The 21,852-nt window shown below is 68.4% G+C and carries 19 protein-coding genes; 3 read left to right on the top strand and 16 right to left on the bottom strand.

The annotated features are described in order from the left end of the window. Positions 1–163: 163 nt before the first annotated feature. The 12 genes from NX784_RS27675 to wrbA all read right to left on the bottom strand — a co-directional run bounded on the left by NX784_RS27675 (position 164) and on the right by wrbA (position 13,848). The gene (locus tag NX784_RS27675; protein ID WP_258819891.1) at positions 164–766 is read right to left on the bottom strand and encodes a DUF4337 domain-containing protein; all 603 of its coding nucleotides are present in this window, start codon (positions 764–766) and stop codon (positions 164–166) included. Between the two features lie 17 nt (positions 767–783). Further along, entirely contained in the window at positions 784–1,272 is a 489-nt protein-coding gene (locus NX784_RS27680; RefSeq protein WP_258819892.1) for a dihydrofolate reductase, read from the bottom strand. A gap of 14 nt (positions 1,273–1,286) precedes the next feature. Then, positions 1,287–2,081, bottom strand: coding sequence for a thymidylate synthase (gene thyA, locus NX784_RS27685; protein WP_258819893.1), 795 nt, complete (start codon positions 2,079–2,081; stop codon positions 1,287–1,289). Positions 2,082–2,155: 74 nt separating this feature from the next. Beyond that, positions 2,156–3,247: a threonine aldolase family protein gene (locus tag NX784_RS27690; RefSeq protein WP_258819894.1), complete on the bottom strand. Its 1,092-nt coding sequence runs from the start codon at positions 3,245–3,247 to the stop codon at positions 2,156–2,158. A gap of 88 nt (positions 3,248–3,335) precedes the next feature. Next, the gene (locus NX784_RS27695; RefSeq protein ID WP_258819895.1) at positions 3,336–5,348 is read right to left on the bottom strand and encodes a methyl-accepting chemotaxis protein; all 2,013 of its coding nucleotides are present in this window, start codon (positions 5,346–5,348) and stop codon (positions 3,336–3,338) included. A 155-nt stretch (positions 5,349–5,503) separates the two neighbouring features. After that, positions 5,504–7,342 (bottom strand): ABC transporter transmembrane domain-containing protein, encoded by a 1,839-nt coding sequence (locus NX784_RS27700; RefSeq protein ID WP_258819896.1) that lies wholly within the window; start codon positions 7,340–7,342, stop codon positions 5,504–5,506. Between the two features lie 38 nt (positions 7,343–7,380). Further along, positions 7,381–8,448 carry a lipocalin-like domain-containing protein gene (locus tag NX784_RS27705; RefSeq protein WP_258819897.1) on the bottom strand — a complete coding sequence of 356 codons (1,068 nt, stop codon included), beginning with the start codon at positions 8,446–8,448 and terminating at the stop codon, positions 7,381–7,383. Further along, positions 8,448–10,997, bottom strand: coding sequence for an FtsX-like permease family protein (locus tag NX784_RS27710; protein ID WP_258819898.1), 2,550 nt, complete (start codon positions 10,995–10,997; stop codon positions 8,448–8,450). The genes NX784_RS27705 and NX784_RS27710 overlap by 1 nt, the downstream gene beginning before the upstream one ends. Continuing rightward, entirely contained in the window at positions 10,985–11,419 is a 435-nt protein-coding gene (locus tag NX784_RS27715) for a DUF4124 domain-containing protein (protein ID WP_258819899.1), read from the bottom strand. The genes NX784_RS27710 and NX784_RS27715 overlap by 13 nt, the downstream gene beginning before the upstream one ends. A gap of 13 nt (positions 11,420–11,432) precedes the next feature. After that, positions 11,433–12,842 (bottom strand): FAD-binding oxidoreductase, encoded by a 1,410-nt coding sequence (locus tag NX784_RS27720; RefSeq protein ID WP_258819900.1) that lies wholly within the window; start codon positions 12,840–12,842, stop codon positions 11,433–11,435. Beyond that, positions 12,835–13,233: a DUF2069 domain-containing protein gene (locus NX784_RS27725; RefSeq protein WP_258819901.1), complete on the bottom strand. Its 399-nt coding sequence runs from the start codon at positions 13,231–13,233 to the stop codon at positions 12,835–12,837. The genes NX784_RS27720 and NX784_RS27725 overlap by 8 nt, the downstream gene beginning before the upstream one ends. Before the next feature lie 3 nt (positions 13,234–13,236). Next, a complete protein-coding gene (wrbA, locus tag NX784_RS27730) occupies positions 13,237–13,848 on the bottom strand; it encodes an NAD(P)H:quinone oxidoreductase (protein ID WP_258819902.1) in 612 nt (203 codons plus the stop codon). A 74-nt stretch (positions 13,849–13,922) separates the two neighbouring features. Between wrbA and NX784_RS27735 the strand changes: the two genes are divergently transcribed. Continuing rightward, positions 13,923–15,293 (top strand): YihY family inner membrane protein, encoded by a 1,371-nt coding sequence (locus NX784_RS27735; protein WP_258819903.1) that lies wholly within the window; start codon positions 13,923–13,925, stop codon positions 15,291–15,293. Here NX784_RS27735 and NX784_RS27740 read toward each other — a convergent pair. From NX784_RS27740 to NX784_RS27750, 3 genes are read right to left on the bottom strand one after another with little or no spacing between them, the layout of a single operon-like run. Beyond that, positions 15,283–15,591 carry an Mpo1-like protein gene (locus NX784_RS27740; RefSeq protein WP_258819904.1) on the bottom strand — a complete coding sequence of 103 codons (309 nt, stop codon included), beginning with the start codon at positions 15,589–15,591 and terminating at the stop codon, positions 15,283–15,285. The genes NX784_RS27735 and NX784_RS27740 overlap by 11 nt on opposite strands. Before the next feature lie 35 nt (positions 15,592–15,626). Then, entirely contained in the window at positions 15,627–16,436 is an 810-nt protein-coding gene (locus tag NX784_RS27745) for an alpha/beta fold hydrolase (protein WP_258819905.1), read from the bottom strand. Position 16,437: 1 nt separating this feature from the next. Continuing rightward, positions 16,438–17,574, bottom strand: a complete 1,137-nt coding sequence (locus tag NX784_RS27750) for a PLP-dependent transferase (protein WP_258819906.1) — start codon at positions 17,572–17,574, stop codon at positions 16,438–16,440. A 191-nt stretch (positions 17,575–17,765) separates the two neighbouring features. Between NX784_RS27750 and NX784_RS27755 the strand changes: the two genes are divergently transcribed. Next, the gene (locus tag NX784_RS27755) at positions 17,766–18,221 is read left to right on the top strand and encodes a CBS domain-containing protein (protein ID WP_091661250.1); all 456 of its coding nucleotides are present in this window, start codon (positions 17,766–17,768) and stop codon (positions 18,219–18,221) included. Positions 18,222–18,284: 63 nt separating this feature from the next. On the opposite strand, the gene NX784_RS27760 is transcribed toward NX784_RS27755, so the two are convergent. Further along, positions 18,285–20,525: a GGDEF/EAL domain-containing response regulator gene (locus tag NX784_RS27760; protein ID WP_258819907.1), complete on the bottom strand. Its 2,241-nt coding sequence runs from the start codon at positions 20,523–20,525 to the stop codon at positions 18,285–18,287. A gap of 176 nt (positions 20,526–20,701) precedes the next feature. On the opposite strand from NX784_RS27760, the gene aroC reads away from it, so the two are divergent. Beyond that, positions 20,702–21,796, top strand: a complete 1,095-nt coding sequence (gene aroC, locus NX784_RS27765) for a chorismate synthase (protein WP_258819908.1) — start codon at positions 20,702–20,704, stop codon at positions 21,794–21,796. Positions 21,797–21,852: the final 56 nt, after the last annotated feature.

Below are 21,852 nucleotides of genomic sequence, written 5' to 3' on the forward strand. Positions count from 1 at the left end.
CACCGGAAAAATGAAGAAGCGGATTTTCGCAGAAATTGCGTGGTCCCGTGCAAAAATTTTTAATAGATTAGCTACACGGGGAAGATTGTGGCGCACTCTTGTTTAAACCCGATGACGGAACACATTCCGGGGCGGCACATGTACTTGTAGCGTGGCGTTCGCGTCAGTGCGCAGCGAACAGGGCGCCCAGCGGATCGACGTGGAACCACGCGAACGCGCCCAGCGCGAAGCCGATGACGGCCACGACATACGTGACCGACAGCAGCCAGCGCCGGCGCGTCAGCAAGGTGATCGCGGCGAGGGAGATGGCGATCTGCTCCGCGGTCGTCGCGAGCGCCCACTGGTGGTGGGTGTGCAGCGCGTGCTCCGATTTCTCGTTCCACTCGTCCGACTGCTTGTCGAGCTTTTCCGCCTCCATGCGGTTCTTCGCCTTGTCCGCGTCGTAGCGCGCGGCCTGGGCCTTGAAGCGTTCCTGGTCGGCGCCGGGCAGCGACGCGGCCATCTCGGCGATGTTCTGCTTGATCGACTTGGCCTGGTAGTAGTTCCAGGCGTCGGCGGCCGCCGTCTTCGCGATCGCCGCGTTATTCTTGTACAGCGCGGCCTCGTTCTGCGTGGCGCCGCCGAGATAGCCGAACAGCGCACCGACGGTGGCGAGGATCGCCGTCATCACCGCGATGTTGTTGGAGAAGTTGTCGCCGCCGTGGTGGCCGGCGTGTTCGACCGCGTGGTCGTGCGGCCCGTGTACATGAAAGCCGTGTTCGGACATGGTGGTGCTCGTGTGGGTTACTTGACTTTGTCGTACGTGACGATGGCGTAGTCGACGTCCGCGGTCGGCGAATGCAGCGGCTCGTTCGACACGGCCGTCCACTCGCTGCTGTCGATCGCAGGGAAGAACGTGTCGCAGCGATAGACCTTGTCGATGTGCGTGACGATCAGCCGGTCCGCGACGCGCATCGCCTCCGCGAAGATCTGCGCGCCGCCGATGATGCTGGCGGAGTCGGCGCCGACGAGGGCCACGGCTTCATCGAGCGAGTGGACCACGTCCACGCCGTCACGGCACCAGTCGCCGTTGCGCGTGACGACGATGTTGCGCCGCCCCGGCAGCGGGCGGCCGATTGATTCGAAGGTCTTGCGGCCCATGATGATCGGGTGGCCCAGCGTGACGCGCTTGAAGTGCGCGAGGTCTTCCGGCAGGTGCCAGGGCAGCTTGTTGTCGACGCCGATGCCGCGGTTGGCATCCATGGCGACGACGAGAGACAGGTGAGTGGCCATGCGAACCTCCTTGCTTACACGGCGACGGGCGCCTTGATGGCCGGATGCGGGTCGTAGCCGACGATCTCGAAATCGTCGAACCGGTAGTCGAACAGCGACTCGGGCTTGCGCTTGATGACCAGTTTGGGCAGCGGGCGCTCCTCGCGTGAAAGCTGCAGCTCGACCTGTTCCATGTGGTTCGAATACAGATGGCAGTCGCCGCCCGTCCACACGAAGTCGCCCACGTCCAGGCCGGCCTGCTGGGCCATCATGTGCGTGAGCAGCGCGTACGACGCGATGTTGAACGGGACACCGAGGAAGATGTCGGCGCTGCGCTGGTACAGCTGGCACGACAGCTTGCCGTCGGCGACGTAGAACTGGAACAGCGCATGGCACGGGGGCAGCTTCATCTTCGGCACGTCGGCCACGTTCCACGCCGAGACGATCATGCGGCGCGAATCCGGGTTGTGCTTGATCTGCTCCATGACCTGCGAGATCTGGTCGATGTGCTCGCCGGACGGCGTGGGCCAGCTGCGCCACTGGTAGCCGTAGATGGGACCGAGGTCGCCGTTCGCATCGGCCCACTCGTCCCAGATCGAGACGCCGTTGTCCTTCAGGTACGCGATGTTCGTGGAGCCCGCGAGGAACCAGATCAGCTCATGGATGATCGACTTCAGGTGCAGCTTCTTCGTCGTCACCAGCGGGAAACCGTCCTGCAGGTCGAAGCGCATCTGATGGCCGAACACGGAGCGGGTACCGGTGCCGGTGCGGTCGGTCTTGACCGTGCCGTGCTCCAGCACATGGCGCATCAGGTCGTGGTATTGGCGCATCGGTGTGGCTCGCAGTGAAAGATTGAAAACCCGCGCATTTTAACCGATTGCGGCGCGGGTCCGCATGGGGATGTTTACGCGCTGCGCGCGACGGCCGCCGCCAGCAGCGCGACGGCTTCGCGCACGCGGCCGTCCGGCGCATCGAGTAGGTTGTCGCCCACGTAGAGCTCGAAGAACGAGGTGTCCGGCAACACGCCGTGGCTGATGCGGTTGAAGGTCCAGATGCCGTGGTCGCGCGCCAGTTCGCGGCGGACTTCCAGCGCACGCTCGCGGGACACGGGCAGGTGCACGTGCAGCATGTTGGCGTGCGGCCGCGCCGGGTTCACGCGCAATTGCGGATAGTCGCGCAGCACGTCGTACAGGAACAGGGTGCGGGCGAAGCAGGCGGGCATCGCGGCCAGGCGCTGCTCGAACTGCATCGCCGCGGCCACCACGTACGGCGAGCGCTGGAACACGTTGCCGCCCTGGCGCTTGAACCATTCCGCGGCCTCCGCGACGAACTCGCGGCGCCCGGCCAGCATCGCGCCACCGAGGCCGCCGATACCCTTGTACAGCGATGTGTAGACGGTTTCGAAGCCGGCCGCGATCTCGGCCACGGGACGACCATAGCCGGCCGCCGCTTCCCACAAGCGGGCGCCGTCCATGTGCAGGTGGATGCCGCGTGCGCGGCAGTGCGCCTTGATGGCCTCGAGGTCATCCCACGCGGACAGCTGCCCGCCGATCTCGCGCATGGGAATCTCCAGCGCGACCGCGGACACCCGATCCGGGATGCCGGCGATGTCGGCCGCCGACCACGGGCGATGCGGGTCGCCGGCGCGCAGCGCGTCGAAGTGGCCGAGCAGCTGGAAATTCGAACGTTCGTGGACGAACACGTGCGCGGTCGGGTGCAGGACGACGGGCGCGCGGCCGCGGGCATCGGCGGCGAGGCGCAGCGCGGTCGCCTGGGCCATCGTGCCGCTGATGCAGAACACGGCGGCTTCGAGGCCCAGCAGCTCGGCCACGCGCGCCTCGAAGCGCTGGATCAGGGCGCCGTCGCCATAGGTGTCGTGGGCGATGCCGTTGGCTTCGCACCAGGCGCCCATCGCGGCGAACATCTCGGCCGGCGTGCGGGCACGGTGGCCGGGGAGGACGGTGGTGCAGCGGGAGAGCAGGTCGGTGTCGGACAATCGGGGCTCCAGGGCAGGACGGGCCGGGCGGCCCGCGCTACTCTACACCGAAGCCGGCGGACGCGGAAGGGCGCCTGCCGTCTGCCCGTCAGTACTGTGCGAGGGCGGGCCGCGCGGCCGCTTGCTGTTGGTCCAGCTTGAACAGGCGCACGGCGCGCGCCAGGTGGTCGGCCTGTTCCTGCATGGCCTGGGCGGCGGCGCTGGCTTCCTCGACGAGCGCCGCGTTCTGCTGCGTCACCTGGTCCATTTCGCCGATCGAACGGTTGATGTGCTCGATGCCGCTGCTCTGCGCGGCGTTCGCCGTGCTGATGCGGGCCATGATGGCGGTGACCTTCTCGGCGCTGGCCAGCACTTCCGTCATCGTGACGCCCGCTTCCTGCACGATGCGGCTGCCCGCGTCCACTTCTTCCGTCGACGCGACGATCAGACCCTTGATCTCCTTCGCCGCAGCGGCGCTGCGTTGCGCGAGGTTGCGCACCTCGGTCGCCACGACGGCGAAGCCGCGACCTTGTTCGCCGGCGCGCGCCGCCTCGACGGCCGCGTTCAGCGCGAGGATATTGGTCTGGAACGCGATGCCGTCGATGACGCCGATGATGTCGCCGATCTTGCCCGACGACGCCTTGATCGTGTCCATCGTCTCGATCACCTGGCGCACCATGCGGCCGCCTTCCTGCGCGACCATCGACGTGTTCACGGCAAGCTGGTTCGCCTCGTGCGTATCGCCCGCGTTGCGGCGCACGGTTTCCGTCAGGTCCTGCATCGAGTTCACCGTCGACGCGAGGTTGGCAGCCTGCTGCTCGGTGCGCGCGCACAGGTCCAGGTTGCCGCTCGAGATCTCGCCGGACGCACCGGCGATCTGCTCGGCGCCGCTGCGCACCTGGCCGACGACGGCCGACAGGCCACTGCTGATGTTGTTCATGGCTTCGGCCAGCAGGCCGATCTCGTCGTTGCGGTCGACGTCCATGCGCACGGTCAGGTCACCCTCTGCGATCCGCACGGCGGCGTCGCGTGCCCGCACCAGGGGACGCGTGACGGTGCGCTTCATGACGGTGTGCAGGATCGCCGCGAAGATGGCCAGTGCCACGAGGCCGATGACGATGTAGCGGTTGCGCAGGCTGGCCGCTTCCTTCGTGATCTCGTCCTCGTAGGTGCCGCCGGCGATCAGCCAGTTCCAGTCCTTGAACAGCGTGTACGCGGCGACCTTCATCCGCGGGGCCGTCTCGCCCGCTTCCGCGTTCTGCCACGGATAAGCCATCAGGCCGTGCTGCGTTTCCAGCATCTCCTTGATGAATTCGCGGCCGCTGGCGTCCTTACTACCCAGGATGTTCTTGCCTTCCTTGACCGGATGGACGATCAAGTCGCCGTAGGTCTTGCCCTTCGTTGCGTCCAGCACGAAGTAATACCCCGTGTCGCCCACCTTCATCTTCTTGATGCGGTCGCGCAGCGCCGTGATGTTCGCTTCCACGTCGAGGCCGACGTAGAGGATGCCGATCACCTTGCCGGACGCGTCGCGGATCGGTTCATAGTCGGTGATGAACGGCTTGCCGAACAGCTTGACGATGCCGACGTAAGGCTTGCCGTCGCGGATGGCGGCGTACGCGGGGCTCGCGTGGTCGAGGATCGTACCGACGGCGCGGTCGCCGTTTTCCTTCTTGACGGAGGTGCTGACGCGGACGAAGTCGTCGCCGCTGGCGGCGAAGACCGTCGCGTTGCCGCCCGTCTGGCGGGTGAAGCGATCGGGCAGCGTGAAGTCGAGGTTCAGCGGCTTGCCGGCGATGTTCAACGTGGGCACCTGCTTGTCGCCGACGGCGACCATCGTGCTCGTGTCGAGCGTGAACTCGCCTTCGAATTGTGCGGCGAAGATGCGGCCGAAGCTGACGGCCTGGCTCTTCATCACCTTGTCGAACATCTCGACCGCGTTGACGACGCTCTGCAGTTCGGATTCGACGTTGGCGATGGCACGGGCGTGCAGCATCGACGAGGTCGTCCAGGTGATGGTGAAGACGAGGCCGGCGAGGATGACGCTGACGAGGGCGAACGTGAATGCGGTGATCTTGGTGCCGACGGTCCAGTTGGCGACGCGGAACGATTGTTTGTTCATGACGGTGCGAGGAGGGTGACGTTGGTCTATGTTACGTCAAGTGTCCCCAAGGCAACGAAATGATGGCTTCATTTCGATGCATTCATGCAACAAAATCTTGTCGCGATGGCATGAATTGCCGGGAAACCACCGCCTTGGATTGTCACCCCGCTAACTCAATGCACGACGTGGACGTTATGGAATTGCAAAGCCGCCAGGTTCGCGTAGATGCCACCCAACGCCACGAGCGACGCGTGCGTGCCCGTCTCGACGATGCGTCCATCCTCCATCACGATGATCCGGTCGGCCCGCTGCACGGTGGCCAGACGGTGCGCGATGATGAGCGTCGTGCGGCCCACCATCGCCGCCTCCAGTGCGCGCTGCACGAGGCGTTCCGACTCGGCGTCGAGGGCACTCGTCGCCTCGTCGAGCAGCAGGAGCGGGGGATTCTTCAACAGCGCGCGGGCGATGGCGATGCGCTGGCGCTGGCCGCCGGACAGGCGCACGCCCCGTTCGCCCAGGTACGACTGGTAGCCCTCCGGCAGGCGCTCGATGAATTCGTGGGCGGCGGCGAGCTTCGCGGCAGCGATCACTTCCGCGTCCGTCGCGTCGGAGCGGCCGTAGCGGATGTTTTCCAGCGCATTCGCGGAGAAGATCACCGTGTCCTGCGGGACGATGCCGATGGCGTCGCGCAGCACGTGCAGGTCGAGGTCGCGGATGTCCACGCCGTCCAGGCGGATGTTGCCCGCCTGCGGATCGTAGAAGCGCAGCAGCAGCTGGAACAGCGTGGTCTTGCCGGCGCCGGACGGGCCCACGACGGCCACCGTCTCGCCGGGTTTCACGTCCAGAGTCACGCGGTCCAGCGCGGCCGTCTCCGGGCGCGACGGGTACGAGAACTGGACGTTCGCCAGGTGCAGCGCGGCGCCGCCGGCCGTGCGCGCGGGGAGCAGCGTCGGGTGCGCCGGGTTGCGGATGTCGGATTGGACGGCGAGCAGCTCCAGCAGGCGCTCAGTGGCGCCGGCCGCGCGCTGCGCTTCGCCCATCACTTCGGACAGCGCGCCGATGGCACCGGAGACGATCGACGCGTACAGGATGAACTGGCCCAGGTCGCCGCCCGTCATCGTCCCTTCCAGCACGGCGTGCGCGCCGAGCCACAGCACGAACACGATGGCGCCGAACACGAGGGCGATGGCGAGCATCGTCAGCACGGCACGCGCGCGGATGCGCCGCATCGCGGTCGCGAACGCGCCTTCGACGGACGCGCCGAAGCGCTGGGCCTCGATGTGTTCGTGCGTGAAGGCCTGCACGGTCGGCATGGCGTTGAGGATTTCGCCGGCCATCGCGGAGGCGTCGGCGATGCGGTCCTGCGAATCGCGCGACAGCTTGCGCACGCGCCGGCCGAACAGCACGATGGGCACGACGACGAGCACGAGCAGGCCGAGGATGATCGACGTGAGCTTCGCGCTCGTCACGAACAGCATCGCGAGGCCGCCGACGAACAGCAGCGTGTTGCGCAGCGCGAGCGAGATGCTCGTGCCGACGACGGCCTGGATCAAGGTGGTGTCCGTCGTCAGGCGCGACAGCACTTCGCCGGTGCGCGTCGTCTCGAAGAATTCCGGGCTTTGCTCCACCACGTGGCGGTAGACGGCGCTGCGGATGTCTGCCGTCACGCGCTCGCCCAGCCACGACACCGTGTAGTAGCGGGCCGCCGTCGCCACTGCGAGGATCGCGGCGACGCCGAACAGGGCGAGGAAGGTCGTGTTCACGCTGGCCGCGCTCGCTGCGCCTCCGCGGTTGATCGATGCTGCGCCGAAGCCGTGGTCGATCATCTGCTTGAACGCGTACGGGATCGCCAAGGTGGCGCCGGCCGCGACGAGCAGTGCGATGCCGGCGAACAGGAACTGGCGGCGGTAAGGCCGCAGGAACGGCAACAGGCCTTTCAATGCGGCGAGGGCGCCCTTGCGGGAGGCGGCGGGTGCGGAGATTGTCGTGTCGGTGGCGGTGCCGTTGCTCATGTCTTCAATCGTGGTTCGTGGTGGGCGGATGTGCGCGTTCACAGCTTCATCGCGGCGACGTAGCCGGTCAGTTCCAGGTAGCCCCGTCCGGCGGGCCGGCCGGCGCGCTGCACGGCGACGGCGCCCTCCCAGTAGACGGCGCCCGTGGAGCGGCGCGAATCCAGTTCCTGGTCGGGCTGCAAGGGTTCGATGCGCCATTCGGTCGACCCCGTCGTCAACGTGGCCGCCACCGGGTAGGCGGCGTTCGTGCGGGGCGACGTCCAGGTTCGCGTCGGCGCGAAGCTCACTTGATCGGCGCCATACTGCGTCACCTTGCCGGCGCCGTCGCGCCAGGTCGCGTGGGCCCACAGTGTACTCCCATCCTTGGCGCGGATCCGGAAGGCCATGAGGGCGCCGCCGTCGTCGAGGTTGATGCCGGCCCAGTCCCAGCCGGCGGCGTTCGCGTCCAGCACCTGGCTGGACCATTCGTGGTCGAGCCACGCAGTCCCCGTCACGGCCTGCTTGCGGCCGCCCCGCACGATCTCGCCATCCACCTGCAGGTGCGGCTCGCTGTAGTAATAGCTGGCGTGGCCCGCCTGCGGGCCCTTCTGCGAATAGCCGGCCGCGCCTTGCAGCAGCAGCGGTTGCGTGGGGGCGAGGCGCAACGTGAACGCGAACCCGCCCGACCGCACGACGACGAGGTAGCGGCCGTCCGGTTCGCGGCGCATGCGCCAATCGTCCAGCTTCACATCCGTCGTGCCCGTGTCCGCGAACGCGAGGCCGAAGCCGGCGCGGGCGCTTCTCTGGTCGTGCACGAGGTGGCCGAGTGACGGGTCGGACAGCGCCGCGTGGCCGATGATCAGCTGCTTCGGTGCGAATGCGCTCGGATTCGCGGGGTCCGTCCCCGTGCGGCTCCGGAAGAACGTGACCTGGAAGCCGAGCGGCTTGCCGTCCGGCGTGCGCAGCCAGCCGGTCGCGTACCACCACTCCGTGCGGTAGTCGGGATGCGCGCCATAGTCGGCGGGGAAGGCCAGCGTGCGGCCCGGCGTGACGGCCGCGAACACGGGCGGCGCCGCGTGTGCGCACGCGGCCGCGAGCCACAGGATCAGGATGCGGAGCAGCGCCATCACCAGTCCTCCCGCACGGCGCGCACCGGTCCGCCGGACAGCGCGTAGCGGCCCGACACGAGCGCCGTCGCGACGGACGCCGCCACGAGCACCGCTGCCACGCTGCCGATCAGCGGCCATGGCAGGTGCAGCTGCATCGTCCAGTGGAACGATTGCGGATTGACGACATAGACCAGGATCAGGCTGATGACGAGGCCCAGCACGAACCCGGTGAGCACGCCGAGGGTCGTCAGGGCGCCCCCTTCGACGGCGAGGATGCCCAGCACCTGCCTGCGCGTGACGCCAACGTGGCGCAGCATGCCGAATTCCTTGGCGCGCGCGAGCGTCTGCGCGGAAAACGTCGCGGCCACGCCCGACAGGCCGATGCCGATGGCGATCGCTTCCAGCAGATAGGTCACGGCGAAGCTGCGGTCGAAGATCCGCAAGCTCATGGCGCGGATGTCGCCGGGACGCGCCATCTGCAGCGCGGCGCCGAATGGCAGGCGGCGCAACGCGCCCTCGATGCGTGCCGCGTCGGCGCCGGGCGCGGCCCACACGGCGGCATCGGTGACGGTGGCGTCTCCCGTCAGCGCGCGGTAGTCGGCCAGTTGCACGACGACGGAACCCGTCTGATTTGCGTAGTCGCGCCAAACCCCGGCGACGAAGAACGGTTCCGGCCGGCCGCCCAGCGGCAAGGTCAGCACCTGGCCCGGCCGTACGTGGTACAGGTCCGTCATCGCTTCCGACACCCACACGGGCCGCGTGCCCGCAGGTACGGGCACGGCGTCGCCCACGAGGGCGAGCATGCGACCGGGATCGGCTGCGTCGAGGTCGCGCGCGACGAGGACGACGTTCGGACGCGCGGGGTCGAGCGACAGGGGCCGCGTGCGCAGGAACGCGGTGCGCGCGACGCCGGGCGCGCCGGCGATCGCGGCTTGCTCTTGTGACCCGAAGCCGCCCGTGTTGCCGCCCCCGCTGCTGCGCACGTACAGGTCGGCCGGCAGGATGTGCAGGATCCAGTCGTCGACGGAGACGCGGAAGCTCGCGACCATGATGCCCATCGCGACCATCAGGCTGAAGCTCGCGAGCACGCCGCCGAGGGCGATCGACGCCTGGCCCGGCGCATTCGCGAGGCGGGCGAGCGTCAGCGCCAGCACGGGCGCACGCTCGCCGCGCCGGCGCAGCAGGCCATCGAGCAGCCGGAACGCGGAGGCCGCCAGCCGTGGCATCAGGCCGATGCCGCCCACAAGGAGCAACGCCACGGCGAGGTAGCCGAACAGCGGCAACCCGAACACGGGCGGTGCGAACGCGCACGCGGCGGCGAGCGCGAGGCAGACGACGGGGGGCCAGATGCGGTTGAGGCGCGCGAGCGCCGTCTCGTCGTTGCCGGATTTGAGCGCGATGGCCGGACGGGCGCGCGCCGCCTCGAGCGCCGGCGCCGCGCAGCCGAGCAGGGCGACACCGAGGCCCAGGCCGAAATACACGAGGGCGGCGCCCGGCGCAAACGCGACGTGCGGCTTCATGCCGGGGAAGTAGCCGGCACCGAGGTCGCCGCCGAACAGCGCGAGCGCCGCGGCCGCGAGCGCATAGCCGCCCGCGATGCCGAGCACCGCACCGAGCACGCCGAGCACCGCGCCTTCCGCCAGCACCTGGCGCAGCAGCGCACGGCGGGGCAGGCCCAGCACGCGCAGCAGCGCGAACTGGCTGCGGCGGCGCAGCACGGACAGGACCTGCGTGGAAAAGACCAGGAACGCGCCCGTGAACAGCGCGACGAGTGCGAGCACCGTCAGGTTGACGCGGTACGCGCGACTGAGGTTATTGCTGCGGCTTTCCTGGTTCGCGTCGCCGGGCGTGCCGACCGTGAAGCGGCCGGGATAATCGCGCTCGAGCTGCGCGGCCAGCGCCCGTTCGAACGCGGCGCGGTCGACGCCGTCGCGCAGCTTCAAATCGACGCGCGACAGCTTGCCGACGAGATGAAAATGCCACTGCAGCGCGCCGATGTCCATCACGCCGAGACGCTGCCCGCTGCGTGCGCGCAGGATGGGCCCCGCCACGCGCAGGCGCAGGTCGTGCGTGCCCGCGCGCAGGGCGATCGTGTCGCCCCGCGTCTTGCCCAGCCAGGCCTGCGCCGCCGGCGACAGGAACACGGCGTCGTCGGCGAGGACGTCGTACGGGTGCGCGGCGTCGGGCACGCCCATCAGGTCCGGTGCGATATAGCCGGCGCGGAAGGCGTCGACGCCGACGATCTTCAGCGCGCCCTGGCCATCCGCGCGCGCAGCGTCGATCTCCAGCACGGGCGACGCGACGGCGACGCCTTCGTGCCGGGCGAGGTGCGGATACACGTCTTCGTCGAACAGCGCCTCGCGGCCCGTCACCTGGACGTCGGCCTGGCCGGACAGGCTATGGACGGCCGCGTTGAATTCATTGAATGCCGCGGCGTTGATCAGGTGGATGGCGAAGCCCATCGCGACACCGACGGCGATGGCCACGACGGCCAGCACGGCGCGCATCGGGTGCGCGCGCCATTCGCCGAACAGGAGCCAGCGCGCAAGCTGGTTCACGCCGGACATTCCACCGCCAGCGCCGCCGTCGCCCGCTGCATGCGGCGCTGCGCGGCCGTCTTCGCGCGTCCCGTCAGGCGGGCGACGTCTTCCTCTGCCCACTGCCGGCGCAGGTGCAGGCGCGCGCACTGTTTGCGGTGCTTGTCCGCCGCGCGGGCTTGGCGGGCGTCGGCGTGGTCAATGCGCTGCTGCTCTTTTTCCCGCGCGATGCGCAGCTTTTCCAGTTCCAGCAAGGTGCGCGCGTCGCGCGTCGCCACTGTCTCCGCGCCTTCCGGGCGGATGCCGGCCGGCGGCGGCAACACGGTGGATTGCCCCTGGACGCAGGGGTGGTCCGCGTAAGTCGTCTTGCCGTCCTGCGTGCATTTGTAGACGGGGTCGGCGTAGGCGTTGGTCAGCAGGCAGGCGGCGAGAAGGGGCAGGAGGCGCGTCATGATAGTGTCCGGGTCAAAGGATTTTACCGGGGTTCATGATGCCCAGCGGGTCCAGCGCGACCTTGATCGCACGCATCAGCCGCAGCTCGACAGGCGACTTGTAGCGCGGCAGTTCGTCCCGCTTCAGCGCGCCGACGCCGTGTTCGGCCGAGATCGACCCGCCGTGCGCCGCCGCGCTGTCGTGCACGATGCGGTTGATGGGGCCTTGCTCGGCGAGGAAATCGTCGTGGCCGATGCCGTCCGGCGGCGCCACGTTGTAGTGCAGGTTGCCGTCGCCCAGGTGGCCGAAGCAGACGACTTGCACGCCGGGGTAGTCCGCTTCGAGCTGGGCGTCCGTCGTCTCGATGAAGTCGGCAATGCGCGAGATGGGCACGGAGATGTCGTGCTTGATGTTCTTGCCGGCGGCCGCCTGCGCGAGCGGGATGTGCTCGCGGATGGCCCACAGCGCGCGCGACTGCGCGATCGACGTTGCGACGACGGCGTCGCGCGCGAGGCCGTCCTCCAGCGCCCGCTCGATGGCGCGCTCCAGCAGGGCGACGCCGTGTGCCTCGGACTCATGGCTCGACAACTCCAGCAGCGCGTACTGCGGATAGCGCTCGGGGAACGGCCGGGGCAGGTCGGGGAAGTGGCTGGCGACGAGGCGCAGGCTGACGTCGCTCATCAGTTCGTAGCCCGTCAGCGTGGGGCCGCATTCGGCCTCGACGAGCTTCAGCAGCGCAAGCGCGTCGCGCGGACTGGCCAGCGCGACGAGCGCCGTGATCGCTGCCTTCGGCTGCGGGAACAGCTTCAGCACGGCGGCCGTGATGATGCCCAGCGTGCCTTCGGCGCCCACGTACAGGTCGCGCAGGTCATAGCCCGTGTTGTCCTTGCGCAGGCCGCGCAGCGCATCCCACACCTCGCCCTGCGCCGTGACGACTTCGAGGCCGAGGCACAATTCCCGCGTGTTCCCGTAACGCAGCACGCCCGTGCCGCCCGCATTGGTCGACAGGTTGCCACCGATGGTGCAACTGCCCTCGGCGGCCAGCGACAGCGGAAACAGCAGCCCATGTTCGGCTGCCGCCTGCTGGACGTCGTGCAGGATGCAGCCGGCGTCCACGGTCATTGTGCGGTTGAACGGATCGACGGCGCGGATGCGGTTCAGGCGGCGCAGCGACAGCACGACGGCATCGCCCGTCGCGTCCGGGACGCTGCCCAGCACGAGGCCCGTGCGGCCGCCCTGCGGGACGATCGGCACGGAGAATTCGGCGCACAGGCGCACGACGGCCGCCACTTCCGCCGTGTTCGCGGGGCGCACGACGGCGCGGGCGCGTCCCGTGAAGCGGCCGCGCCAGTCGGTCAGGTAGGGCGCGGTGTCGTGGTCGTCGACGAGGAGGTTGGCCGCGCCGACGATGGCGCCGCAACGTTCCAGGAAGCCGTCAGTCATGCGGGACTTTGACCTTGTCGAGCAATTCTTTCGCCAGTTTCTGCGCCTGCTTCTTGTACGGCCGCAGGTACAGCAGCGCGAACAGGAAGTACGAGACGACGAGCAAGGTCTCGCCCAGCGCCATCATGCGCGACAGTTCCGTGCGGTCGCTCCACGCGCGCACGATGCCTTCGATGAAGTAGATCAGGATGACCATCGACGACCATTGCAGCGTGTACAGGTCGCGCTTGAGGACACCGCGCAGCGGCAGCAGCAGCGGCAAGGCCTTCAATGCGAGCAGCGAGCCGCCCGGATGCAGCGGCGCCACGACGATTTCCCAGGCCAGCAGCCACGCGAACAGCAGGACCAGGCTGGTCACCGCGCCCGTATGAAATACCCTTAGCACTTGCATTACTTACTCCGTCCCCTGCAGTTTGCGGGCCGCCAGCGCGAGGCGCCGGCCGAGCGCGATCGCGAGCCGCTTCTCGTCGTCGGACACCGGGCGGGTGCCGTCCACGCCCGACCAGTGGGTCGCGCCGTAGGGACTGCCGCCGCTGGCGGTGGTCATCAGTTCCGGCTCGGTGTAGGGCAGGCCCATCACCATCATGCCGTGGTGCAGCAGCGGGATCATCATGGACAGCAACGTCGATTCCTGGCCGCCATGCAGGCTGCCCGTCGACGTGAACACGGCAGCCGGCTTGCCGGCCAGCGTGCCGGACAGCCACTGCGCGGACGTGCCGTCCCAAAAATATTTCATCGCTGCCGCCATATTGCCGAATCGCGTGGGCGATCCCAGTGCCAGCCCGGCGCATTCCGCCAGGTCCTCGAGTTCGACGTACGGGCTGCCCGAACGCGGGATGTCGGGTTCCGTCGCCTCGGCCACGGTGGACACGGCGGGCACGGTCCGCAGCCGGGCTTCCATGCCCGGGACGCTGTCGACGCCCTGGCCGATCAGTTCCGCCAGCCGGCGCGTCTTGCCATGACGCGAGTAGTACAACACGAGGATAATCTCATTGGTTGGGTTCATCATTGGTATTATAGGGCGCTTTACAAGATGACACGCCTGCCACACGCGTTTTGTCGCGGGCCTTTTGCCTATCGATGCTTTCCAAGACCGTCACCAACCTGTCCCGCAGCACGACCGAGATGATCAACACAGGCGTCGACCGGGTGCGCGGACTGACGTGGAACGAGGCGCGCGACCTCGTGCGCTTCGCGCGCCGCCGCCTGACCGAGGAAAAACTGCCCCAGGTGGCGGGCAGCCTCACGTTCACGACGACGCTCGCCCTCGTGCCGCTGCTGACGATCGTGCTGGCGATCTTCACGACGTTCCCCATGTTCGGCAAGCTGCGCACGGCGCTCGACAATTATTTTGTCCAGATGCTGATGCCGAAGGCCATCGCCAACACGATCACGTCGAATCTGACGCAGTTCGCGAGCAAGGCGACGGGGCTGTCGGCCGTGGGCGGTATCGCGCTCGTGTTCACCACCATCGCGATGATCAGCACGATCGAGCGGGCGTTCAACCAGATCTGGAAAGTCCGCCGGCCGCGTCCCCTCGTCCAGCGGGTGCTCGTGTACTGGGCGCTCGTCACCCTCGGGCCGCTGGCGTTCGGTATTTCACTGACGCTCACGTCGCAGCTGTTCTCCGCCACGAACGGCTTGATGAGCCTCGTGCCGTTCCTCGGTGCCGTCTTCTACACGGTCGTTTCCATCGCCCTGACGACGGGGGCGTACGCGCTGCTGTACCGCGTGGTGCCGAACCGCGACGTCGACTGGCGCGACGCCGTCTGGGGCGGGCTCGTGGCGGCCATCGCGTTCGAGATCGCCAAGCGGGTGTTCGCCATCTTCATCCGCCAGTTTCCCACGTACGCCATCATCTACGGCGCACTGGCGGCGTTGCCGCTGTTCCTCGTCTGGATGTATTTGTCGTGGATGATCACGTTGGTGGGCGCCTTGCTGACGGCGGCGCTGCCCATCGTCAAGTACGAACGCTGGTGGTACGAGCCGGTGCCGGGCGGCGCATTCGTCGACGCGATGGCCGTGCTCAAGGTGTTGCACGGCAGCGTGCGCCTGACGGGGACGGCGATGGTGTCCAGCGCCCGCATCCGCGCCTGCACGCGCATCGGCTATGACGAAATGACGTCGCTGCTGGCGCAGATGGTGGCGGCGGGCTGGGTCGGGCAGGTGCAGGTCGATGCACAGCGTTGGGGTAGAAGTGTGCGGGCCGGGACGGATTGCTGGGTGCTGCTCGTCGATCCGCGTTCCGTGCGGCTGGCCGACGTCTACCGGCTGTTCGTGTTCGGCGGCATCGGCAGCGAAGCGGGCCCGGCCGTGGACGTCGCGCAGGCGCCGCTGGCGCTGGACACGGCCGCGCTCGCGCGCGAGGTCGAGGCCGCCGTCGAGCAAGGGCTGGACGAGACGCTGGCCGACCATTTCGACCGCAACGCGACGGCGCCGTCTACCAGCTGAGCTTGCCAGTCAGCATCTCCCAGTACATCACCCAGTCGGCGCGGAACGAGTACCACGGATAGTCGAACGTGGCCGGGCGGTTCTTCTCGAACGCGAAGTGCCCGAGCCAGGCGCCGCCATAGCCCGTGACGACGGCCAGCAGCAGCCACCACGGATCCGCGGTGGCGACGCATTGCGCGATGCCGGCGACGGCCGACGACGTGCCGAGGAAGTGCGCGCGCCGGCACAGCCTGTGCTCGTGCTGTGACAGATAGTAAGGATAGAACTGCGAGAAGCTGTCGTAGCGTACTGCGGCCATGCGGGTCTCCGGTCGTGTCCCGTACCCAGTGTAGATTAATCCAGGGCGCGCACGAAGTCCTCCAGCAAGGTCGATACGGCCTCCGGCTGTTCCGTCATCATCGAATGGCCGCAATCGATCGCGGCCACGCGCGCATGCGGGATCGCCGCGACGAGCGCACCGGCCGAGCGGGGCGGTGTCATCACGTCGCGCCGGGCCTGCACGAACAACGCCGGGCAAGTGACGGCCTGCGCCGCGGCGCCGCCGTCCCCGTACGTGTTGCACGCGACGAAGTCCGTGTAGAACAACTGCGCCGGATTCAGCTGGGACAGGCGCTGCATCAGGCGGCGCGACGCGCCGGGTACCCAGACCCCTTGCGGTTGGCCCGGCGCCGCCGGCGCGATGCTCGCGTGCGACCACACGTTCACCATGTCGATGGCCGCGGCTTCGTCCGTGCGGGCCGTCTCCAGCAATGCATCCGACACCTTCATGGGCCACGTGCTGCCCAGCAGCGCGAGGGCGCGCACGCGGGCCGGTGCGCGATACGCCGTGTCGAGGGCGATCAGCGACCCCATGCTGTGGCCGGCGAGGATGGCGCGGTCGACGCCGGCCGCGTCCAGCACGGCCAGCATCCAGGCGGCCATCGCTTCCACCGTCGCCAGCGCGGGGCCGGCGCTGCGGCCGTGGCCGGGCAGGTCGACGGCGAGCACGTCCAGGCCCAACTGCGCACAGCGGCGCGCCTGCGCCGTCCAGACGGAATGGTCGTTCTGGGCGCCGTGGATGAACACGATGGCGGGCGCGCCGGATCCCGGCCGGGTGCCGGCCGCGTACGCGTAGGCGGTGTTGCCGTTCACGTCGAGCTGCATGTCAGGCTCCCTTCTGCGCGAGTTTGAGGGCGCGCGTGATGTCGTCGACGAGGTCGTCCGTGTCTTCCAGGCCGATTGCCAGGTGGACCATGCCGGCGCCGTCGCTCGATGCCAGCGAGCGCGGGCCGCCGAGCGCATCGCCGCGGCCGACGAGCTGCAACGCGCGGAGGAAGCGGCCGGCCGCTGCGGGGCCGCCCTGCAGCGAGAACGGGACGACGGCGCCGCAGCCGCGCGCCAGCAGTCGACGGGCGAGTTCGTGGTCGGGATGGCCTTCGAGGTCCGGATACGCAACCTGCACGACCGCCGGATGGTGAACGAGCGCCTCCGCGACCTTGCGCGCACCGGCGACGTGGCGCTCCATGCGCACGCCCAACGTGTCGAGCCCGCGCAGCACGCCGGCCGCATCGTGCGCGCCGAGCACGGCGCCGAAGTCGGCCAGCCCTGCGTGGCGCGCCGCAAGGGCGAACGCGCCCACCGTGGATTCCTCGGCAAACACCCGTCCGTCGAAGCGGGCGTCCGGTTCGCACAGGCCGGGATAGCGCCCCGTACGCGCATGGGCGGCGTGCCAGTCGAACGTCCCGCCGTCGACGAGCAGCCCGCCCGCCGCGCCGGCCTGGCCGGCAAGGAAGCCGGCGGCGTGGACGACGAGGTCGGCGCCTTGGTCGAACGCCGTCAGGAGCCACGGCGTCGCGAGCGTCGCGTCGACGAGCAGCGGCAGGTCGTGCTCGTGCGCGATGGCCGCGACGTGCGGGATGTCCAGCACCTCGAGGCCCGGATGGCCGAGGGCCGCGCCGACCAGCACGCGCGTCTCCGGCCGGATGGCGCTGCGCCAGGCGTCGGGGTCGCGCGGGTCGACGAACGTCGTCGTCACGCCGAAGCGCGCGAGCCCGTGCGCCAGCAGCGCGGCCGCGTCGGGACGCATCGTGCGCGCGGCAACGACGTGGTGGCCGGCGCCGGCGAGCGTCGCGAGCGCGAGGTGCAGGGCGGCCTGGCCGCTCGCGGTCGCGATGCCTGCAACACCCCCTTCGAGGGCGGCGATGCGCTCTTCCAGCACGGCGGCGGCGGTGGGGCCGCTTGGCGCGCCGGCGGCCGTGTGCAGCGCGAGGGTGGTGAAGCCGGGATACCTGGGTCCGCTCATGGCATGCTGTTCCTGTATGACGAAGACGGCGCATGCTAGCATCCGATAGCGCTAACCGTTACATTTAATCATCATGATGGTGCGCTGTGCACGGTTGCAGGGCATAAAGCTGGATTTTTCGGGTTGCTTAGGCTAGAGTCAAATTTATGAAATACACAACGCAGCACGCATCTCCAATCAAGGGGGTCCAAATGAAGGTATCGGAAATCCTGCAGGTCAAGGGCGACATTCTGTACACCGTGTCGCCGGACACCGACCTGGCGAACGCCGCCGCCACGATGGCCGAGCGCGACATCGGCTCGCTCGTCGTGATGGAATACGGCGACCTGGTCGGCATGTTGACCTTCCGCGAGGTCATCAAGGCCTTGCATGCGCATGGCGGCTCGCTCGAGTCGGCGGGCACCGTGCGCAAGCACATGGACGACAGCCCGATCACCGTCACGCCGGACACCGAAGTCAACGAAGTACGCCGCATCATGCTGGAAAAGCACGCGCGCTACCTGCCCGTCATGAACGCACGCACCTTGCTGGGCGTGATCTCGTTCTACGACGTCGCGAAGGCCGTGCTGGAAGCGCAGAGCTTCGAGAACCGCATGCTCAAGGCCTATATCCGCGACTGGCCCGCGGAGCAGATGGCCGAGGATTGACGTCCCCGACCGTTTGATCAATGGCGCGGCGCGACCGCGCCGTTGTCGTTGGTCGCGTTCAGATCACGCGGCGCGCGTCCGCGCATCGCTGGCCAGCCATTCGATGAGCGCTGAGGGCGCCAGCGGCCGCGCGAACAGATAACCCTGCGCCAGCGGGCAGCCGAGCGTCTGCAGGATCTGCGCCTGACGCTCGTCTTCGACACCCTCGGCAATGATCGACAGGCCGAGGTTGCGCCCCAGCTCGATCACCATCTCGGCGATGCTGCTGCCGCGCGCCGCGTCCGTGATCTCGGTGACGAACGTGCGGTCAATCTTCAGCCGGTCCACACACAGGCGCTGCAAGTAGGACAGCGACGAGAATCCCGTCCCGAAGTCGTCGATGGCGATCGACACGCCCGTCCGCTTGATTTCCGCGAGGCGCTCGATCAGCAGGTCCGGCTCTTCCATCGCCATCGATTCCGTGATTTCCAGTTCCACGCGTTCCGGCGGCGCGCCGGTGTCGTCCAATGCCTGGCGCAGCATGTCGATGAAGTGCGGGTGGCGGAACTGGACTTGCGAGACGTTGATCGACATCGTGAAGTCGAGGTAGCCGGCCGCGCGCACGCGCACGAGTTCCGCGCACGCTTCGCGCAGCACCCAGGCGCCGATGTCGATGATCAGCCCGGAGTATTCGGCGATGGGAATGAAGCGGTCGGGCGGCACGAAGCGGCCGTCTTCCGTGCGCCAGCGCAGCAGGGCTTCGGCGCCGTACGCGCGGCGCGCGGCCAGTTCGACCTGCGGCTGGTAGGCAAGGAACAGTTCGCCGCGGGCGAAGCCGGTGCGCAGTGCGTGCATCAGCCGGACGCGCTCGCGGATCTCCACACCCATGCCGCGCGAAAAATAGAAATGGCCGCCGCGCCGCTGGCTCTTCGCGCGCTTCAAGGCGATGTCGGCGTCCTTCAGCGCGTCGCCCGCGTTGCCGTCGTGCTCGACGAGACGGACGAGGCCCAGCGTGGCCGACACCTGCACGTCCTGGCCTTCGATGGAGAACGGCGCCGCGAACAGGTCCTGCATGGCGGCCGGGTCGATGAGATCGGCCTGGCCCAGCAGGCTGAAGATGTCGCCGCCGATCCGCGCCAGCGCGAGACCCGCGTCCAGGCGCGCACGCAGGCGCTGGGCGACCGCGACGAGCAGGGCGTCGCCGAACTGGTGGCCGAGCGCGTCGTTCGTTTCCGAAAATTGGTCGATGTCGACGAGGCACAGCGTGGCGTCGGCGCCGGCCTGCAGACTGTCGTCGACGAGTTCGACGAGGCGCGTCCGGTTCGGCAGGCCCGTCAGCGGATCGTAGAACGCGGCACGGTGCAGGTCCGTCATCAGCGCCACGTTGTCCAGGCCGACGGCGATGCTGCTCGTGAAGACGTCGACAAGGCCGCGGCGCATGTCGTCCAGCGGCCGCGTCAGGCGCACCCAGGCGGCGAAGTCGGCATGCGCCTTGCCGGGAAAGTACAAGGCAAGGTGATCGTCATGGTACAGGTTGCGGCGTTCGGCGAGCGCCTGCGCGAGGGCCGCCGTCGGGCCGTCCGCGCCGGCGGCCAGCATGCCGTCGCGCGCGAGTTCGGCACTCGGGCCGCAACTGGCCAGCACGTGCCAGGCGACGCTTGCGGCGCCCGGCGGGCAGGCGCACAGCAGGCCATCGGCCAGCTGGCCGGCGAGGGCGGCCACTTCGCGCAGGATGCCGAGGGTCATCTCGCCGACGGAGTGCAGGGCCATCAGCTCCGTGTTCGCGCGCACGACCTCGGCCAGGCCCGTGCGGCTGTCTTCCAGCGCGTGGATCTGCTCGTAGGCGCGGATCGCCGCGGCCACGCTCGTGTACAGCTTCGTGCGCGTGAGTTCCGATTTCGTGCGGTAGTCGTTGATGTCGTAGCCGCGGATGGCGTCCATCTCGGGCGCGTAGCCGGGCTGGCCCGTGCGCAGGATGATGCGCACGTCGTGGCGCCCCAAGGTGTCGCGCACGTGGCGCACGAGGTGCAGGCCGGCGTCCGGCGCCTCCATCACGACGTCGAGGAGGATCACGGCGATGTCGTGCTCGCGTTCCAGTACCGCCTTCGCTTCGGCGGCCGAGTAGACGTGCAGGAACGCCAGCGGCCGGCCATGCATCTCGAGACTGCCCAGCGCGAACGTCGTCGTCGAATGGACGTCGGCGTCGTCGTCGACGATCAACACCCGCCACGCATGGCCGCCGTCGGAAGCGATGGCCGGCGTCTCGTCTGCGAACACCAGGTCATCGTCCTGTGCGGCGCCCTGGGGCGTGTTCGATGCGGGCATGTGCTGCGTCTCCAGGTAAGCTCGGTGGTTGCGAACAAGTATATATGCAATGCTATCAATTCAGGCAAGAAACTTCCACAGGGCAACATTTTTGTTGAGGTGGAGGGGCATTTGCCCGCCCACCTGTCCATGCTGGTAAAATCTTTCATTCCATTCGCACAACCCAACGAGAATCCATGTCCGGCAACACATTTGGCAAGCTGTTTTCCGTCACCACTTTCGGCGAGTCGCACGGTCCCGCAATCGGCTGCGTGATCGACGGTTGTCCGCCGGGACTGGCGCTGTCCGAAGCGGACATCCAGCCGGAGCTGGACCGCCGCAAGCCGGGCACGTCGCGCCACGTGACCCAGCGCCAGGAGGCCGACCAGGTCAAGATCCTGTCCGGCGTCTACGAGGGGGTGACGACGGGCACGCCGATCGCGCTGCTGATCGAGAACACGGACCAGCGCAGCAAGGACTACGGCAACATCGCCGACACGTTCCGCCCCGGCCACGCCGATTACACCTACTGGCACAAGTACGGCGTGCGCGACCCGCGCGGCGGCGGCCGCTCGTCGGCCCGCCTGACGGCGCCCGTCGTGGGTGCCGGCGCCATCGCCAAGAAATGGATGCGCGAAAAATTCGGCACCGAATTCATGGGGTGCATGAGCCAGCTGGGCGACATCGCCGTGCCGTTCGAGGATTTCAAGCATGTGCACGCCAACCCGTTCTTCGCCGCCACGTCCGACGCCGACCTGATCGCGCGCATGGAAGCGGCGATGGACGACCTGCGCCGCGCCGGCGATTCGATCGGCGCGCGCATCGACGTCGTCGCGAAGAACGTCCCGGTGGGCCTTGGCCAGCCGATCTACGACAAGCTGGACGCGGACATCGCCTTTGCCATGATGGGTATCAACGCCGTGAAGGGCGTCGAGATCGGCGCCGGCTTCCATTCCGTCATGCAGAAGGGTTCCGAGCACGGCGACGAGCTGACGCCGGAAGGTTTCGTGGGTAACAACGCGGGCGGCGTGCTGGGCGGGATTTCGACAGGCCAGGACATCACCGTGTCGATCGCCATCAAGCCCACGTCATCGATCCGCACGCCGCGCCGCTCGATCGACAAGGCCGGCAATCTCGTGTCGGTCGAGACGTTCGGGCGCCACGACCCGTGCGTGGGCATCCGTGCGACGCCGATCGCGGAAGCGATGCTGGCGCTCGTGCTGATCGACCACGCGCTGATGCACCGCGCCCAGTGCGGCGACGTGCACGTCGATACGCCGCGCCTGCGCTGAACGCAGGATCGCATAACGAAAAAGGCGCCTGTCACGGCGCCTTTTTCGTTGGCGGG

The sequence above is a fragment of the Massilia pinisoli genome (assembly GCF_024753285.1).
In the GTDB taxonomy this organism is placed as follows: domain Bacteria; phylum Pseudomonadota; class Gammaproteobacteria; order Burkholderiales; family Burkholderiaceae_D; genus Telluria; species Telluria pinisoli.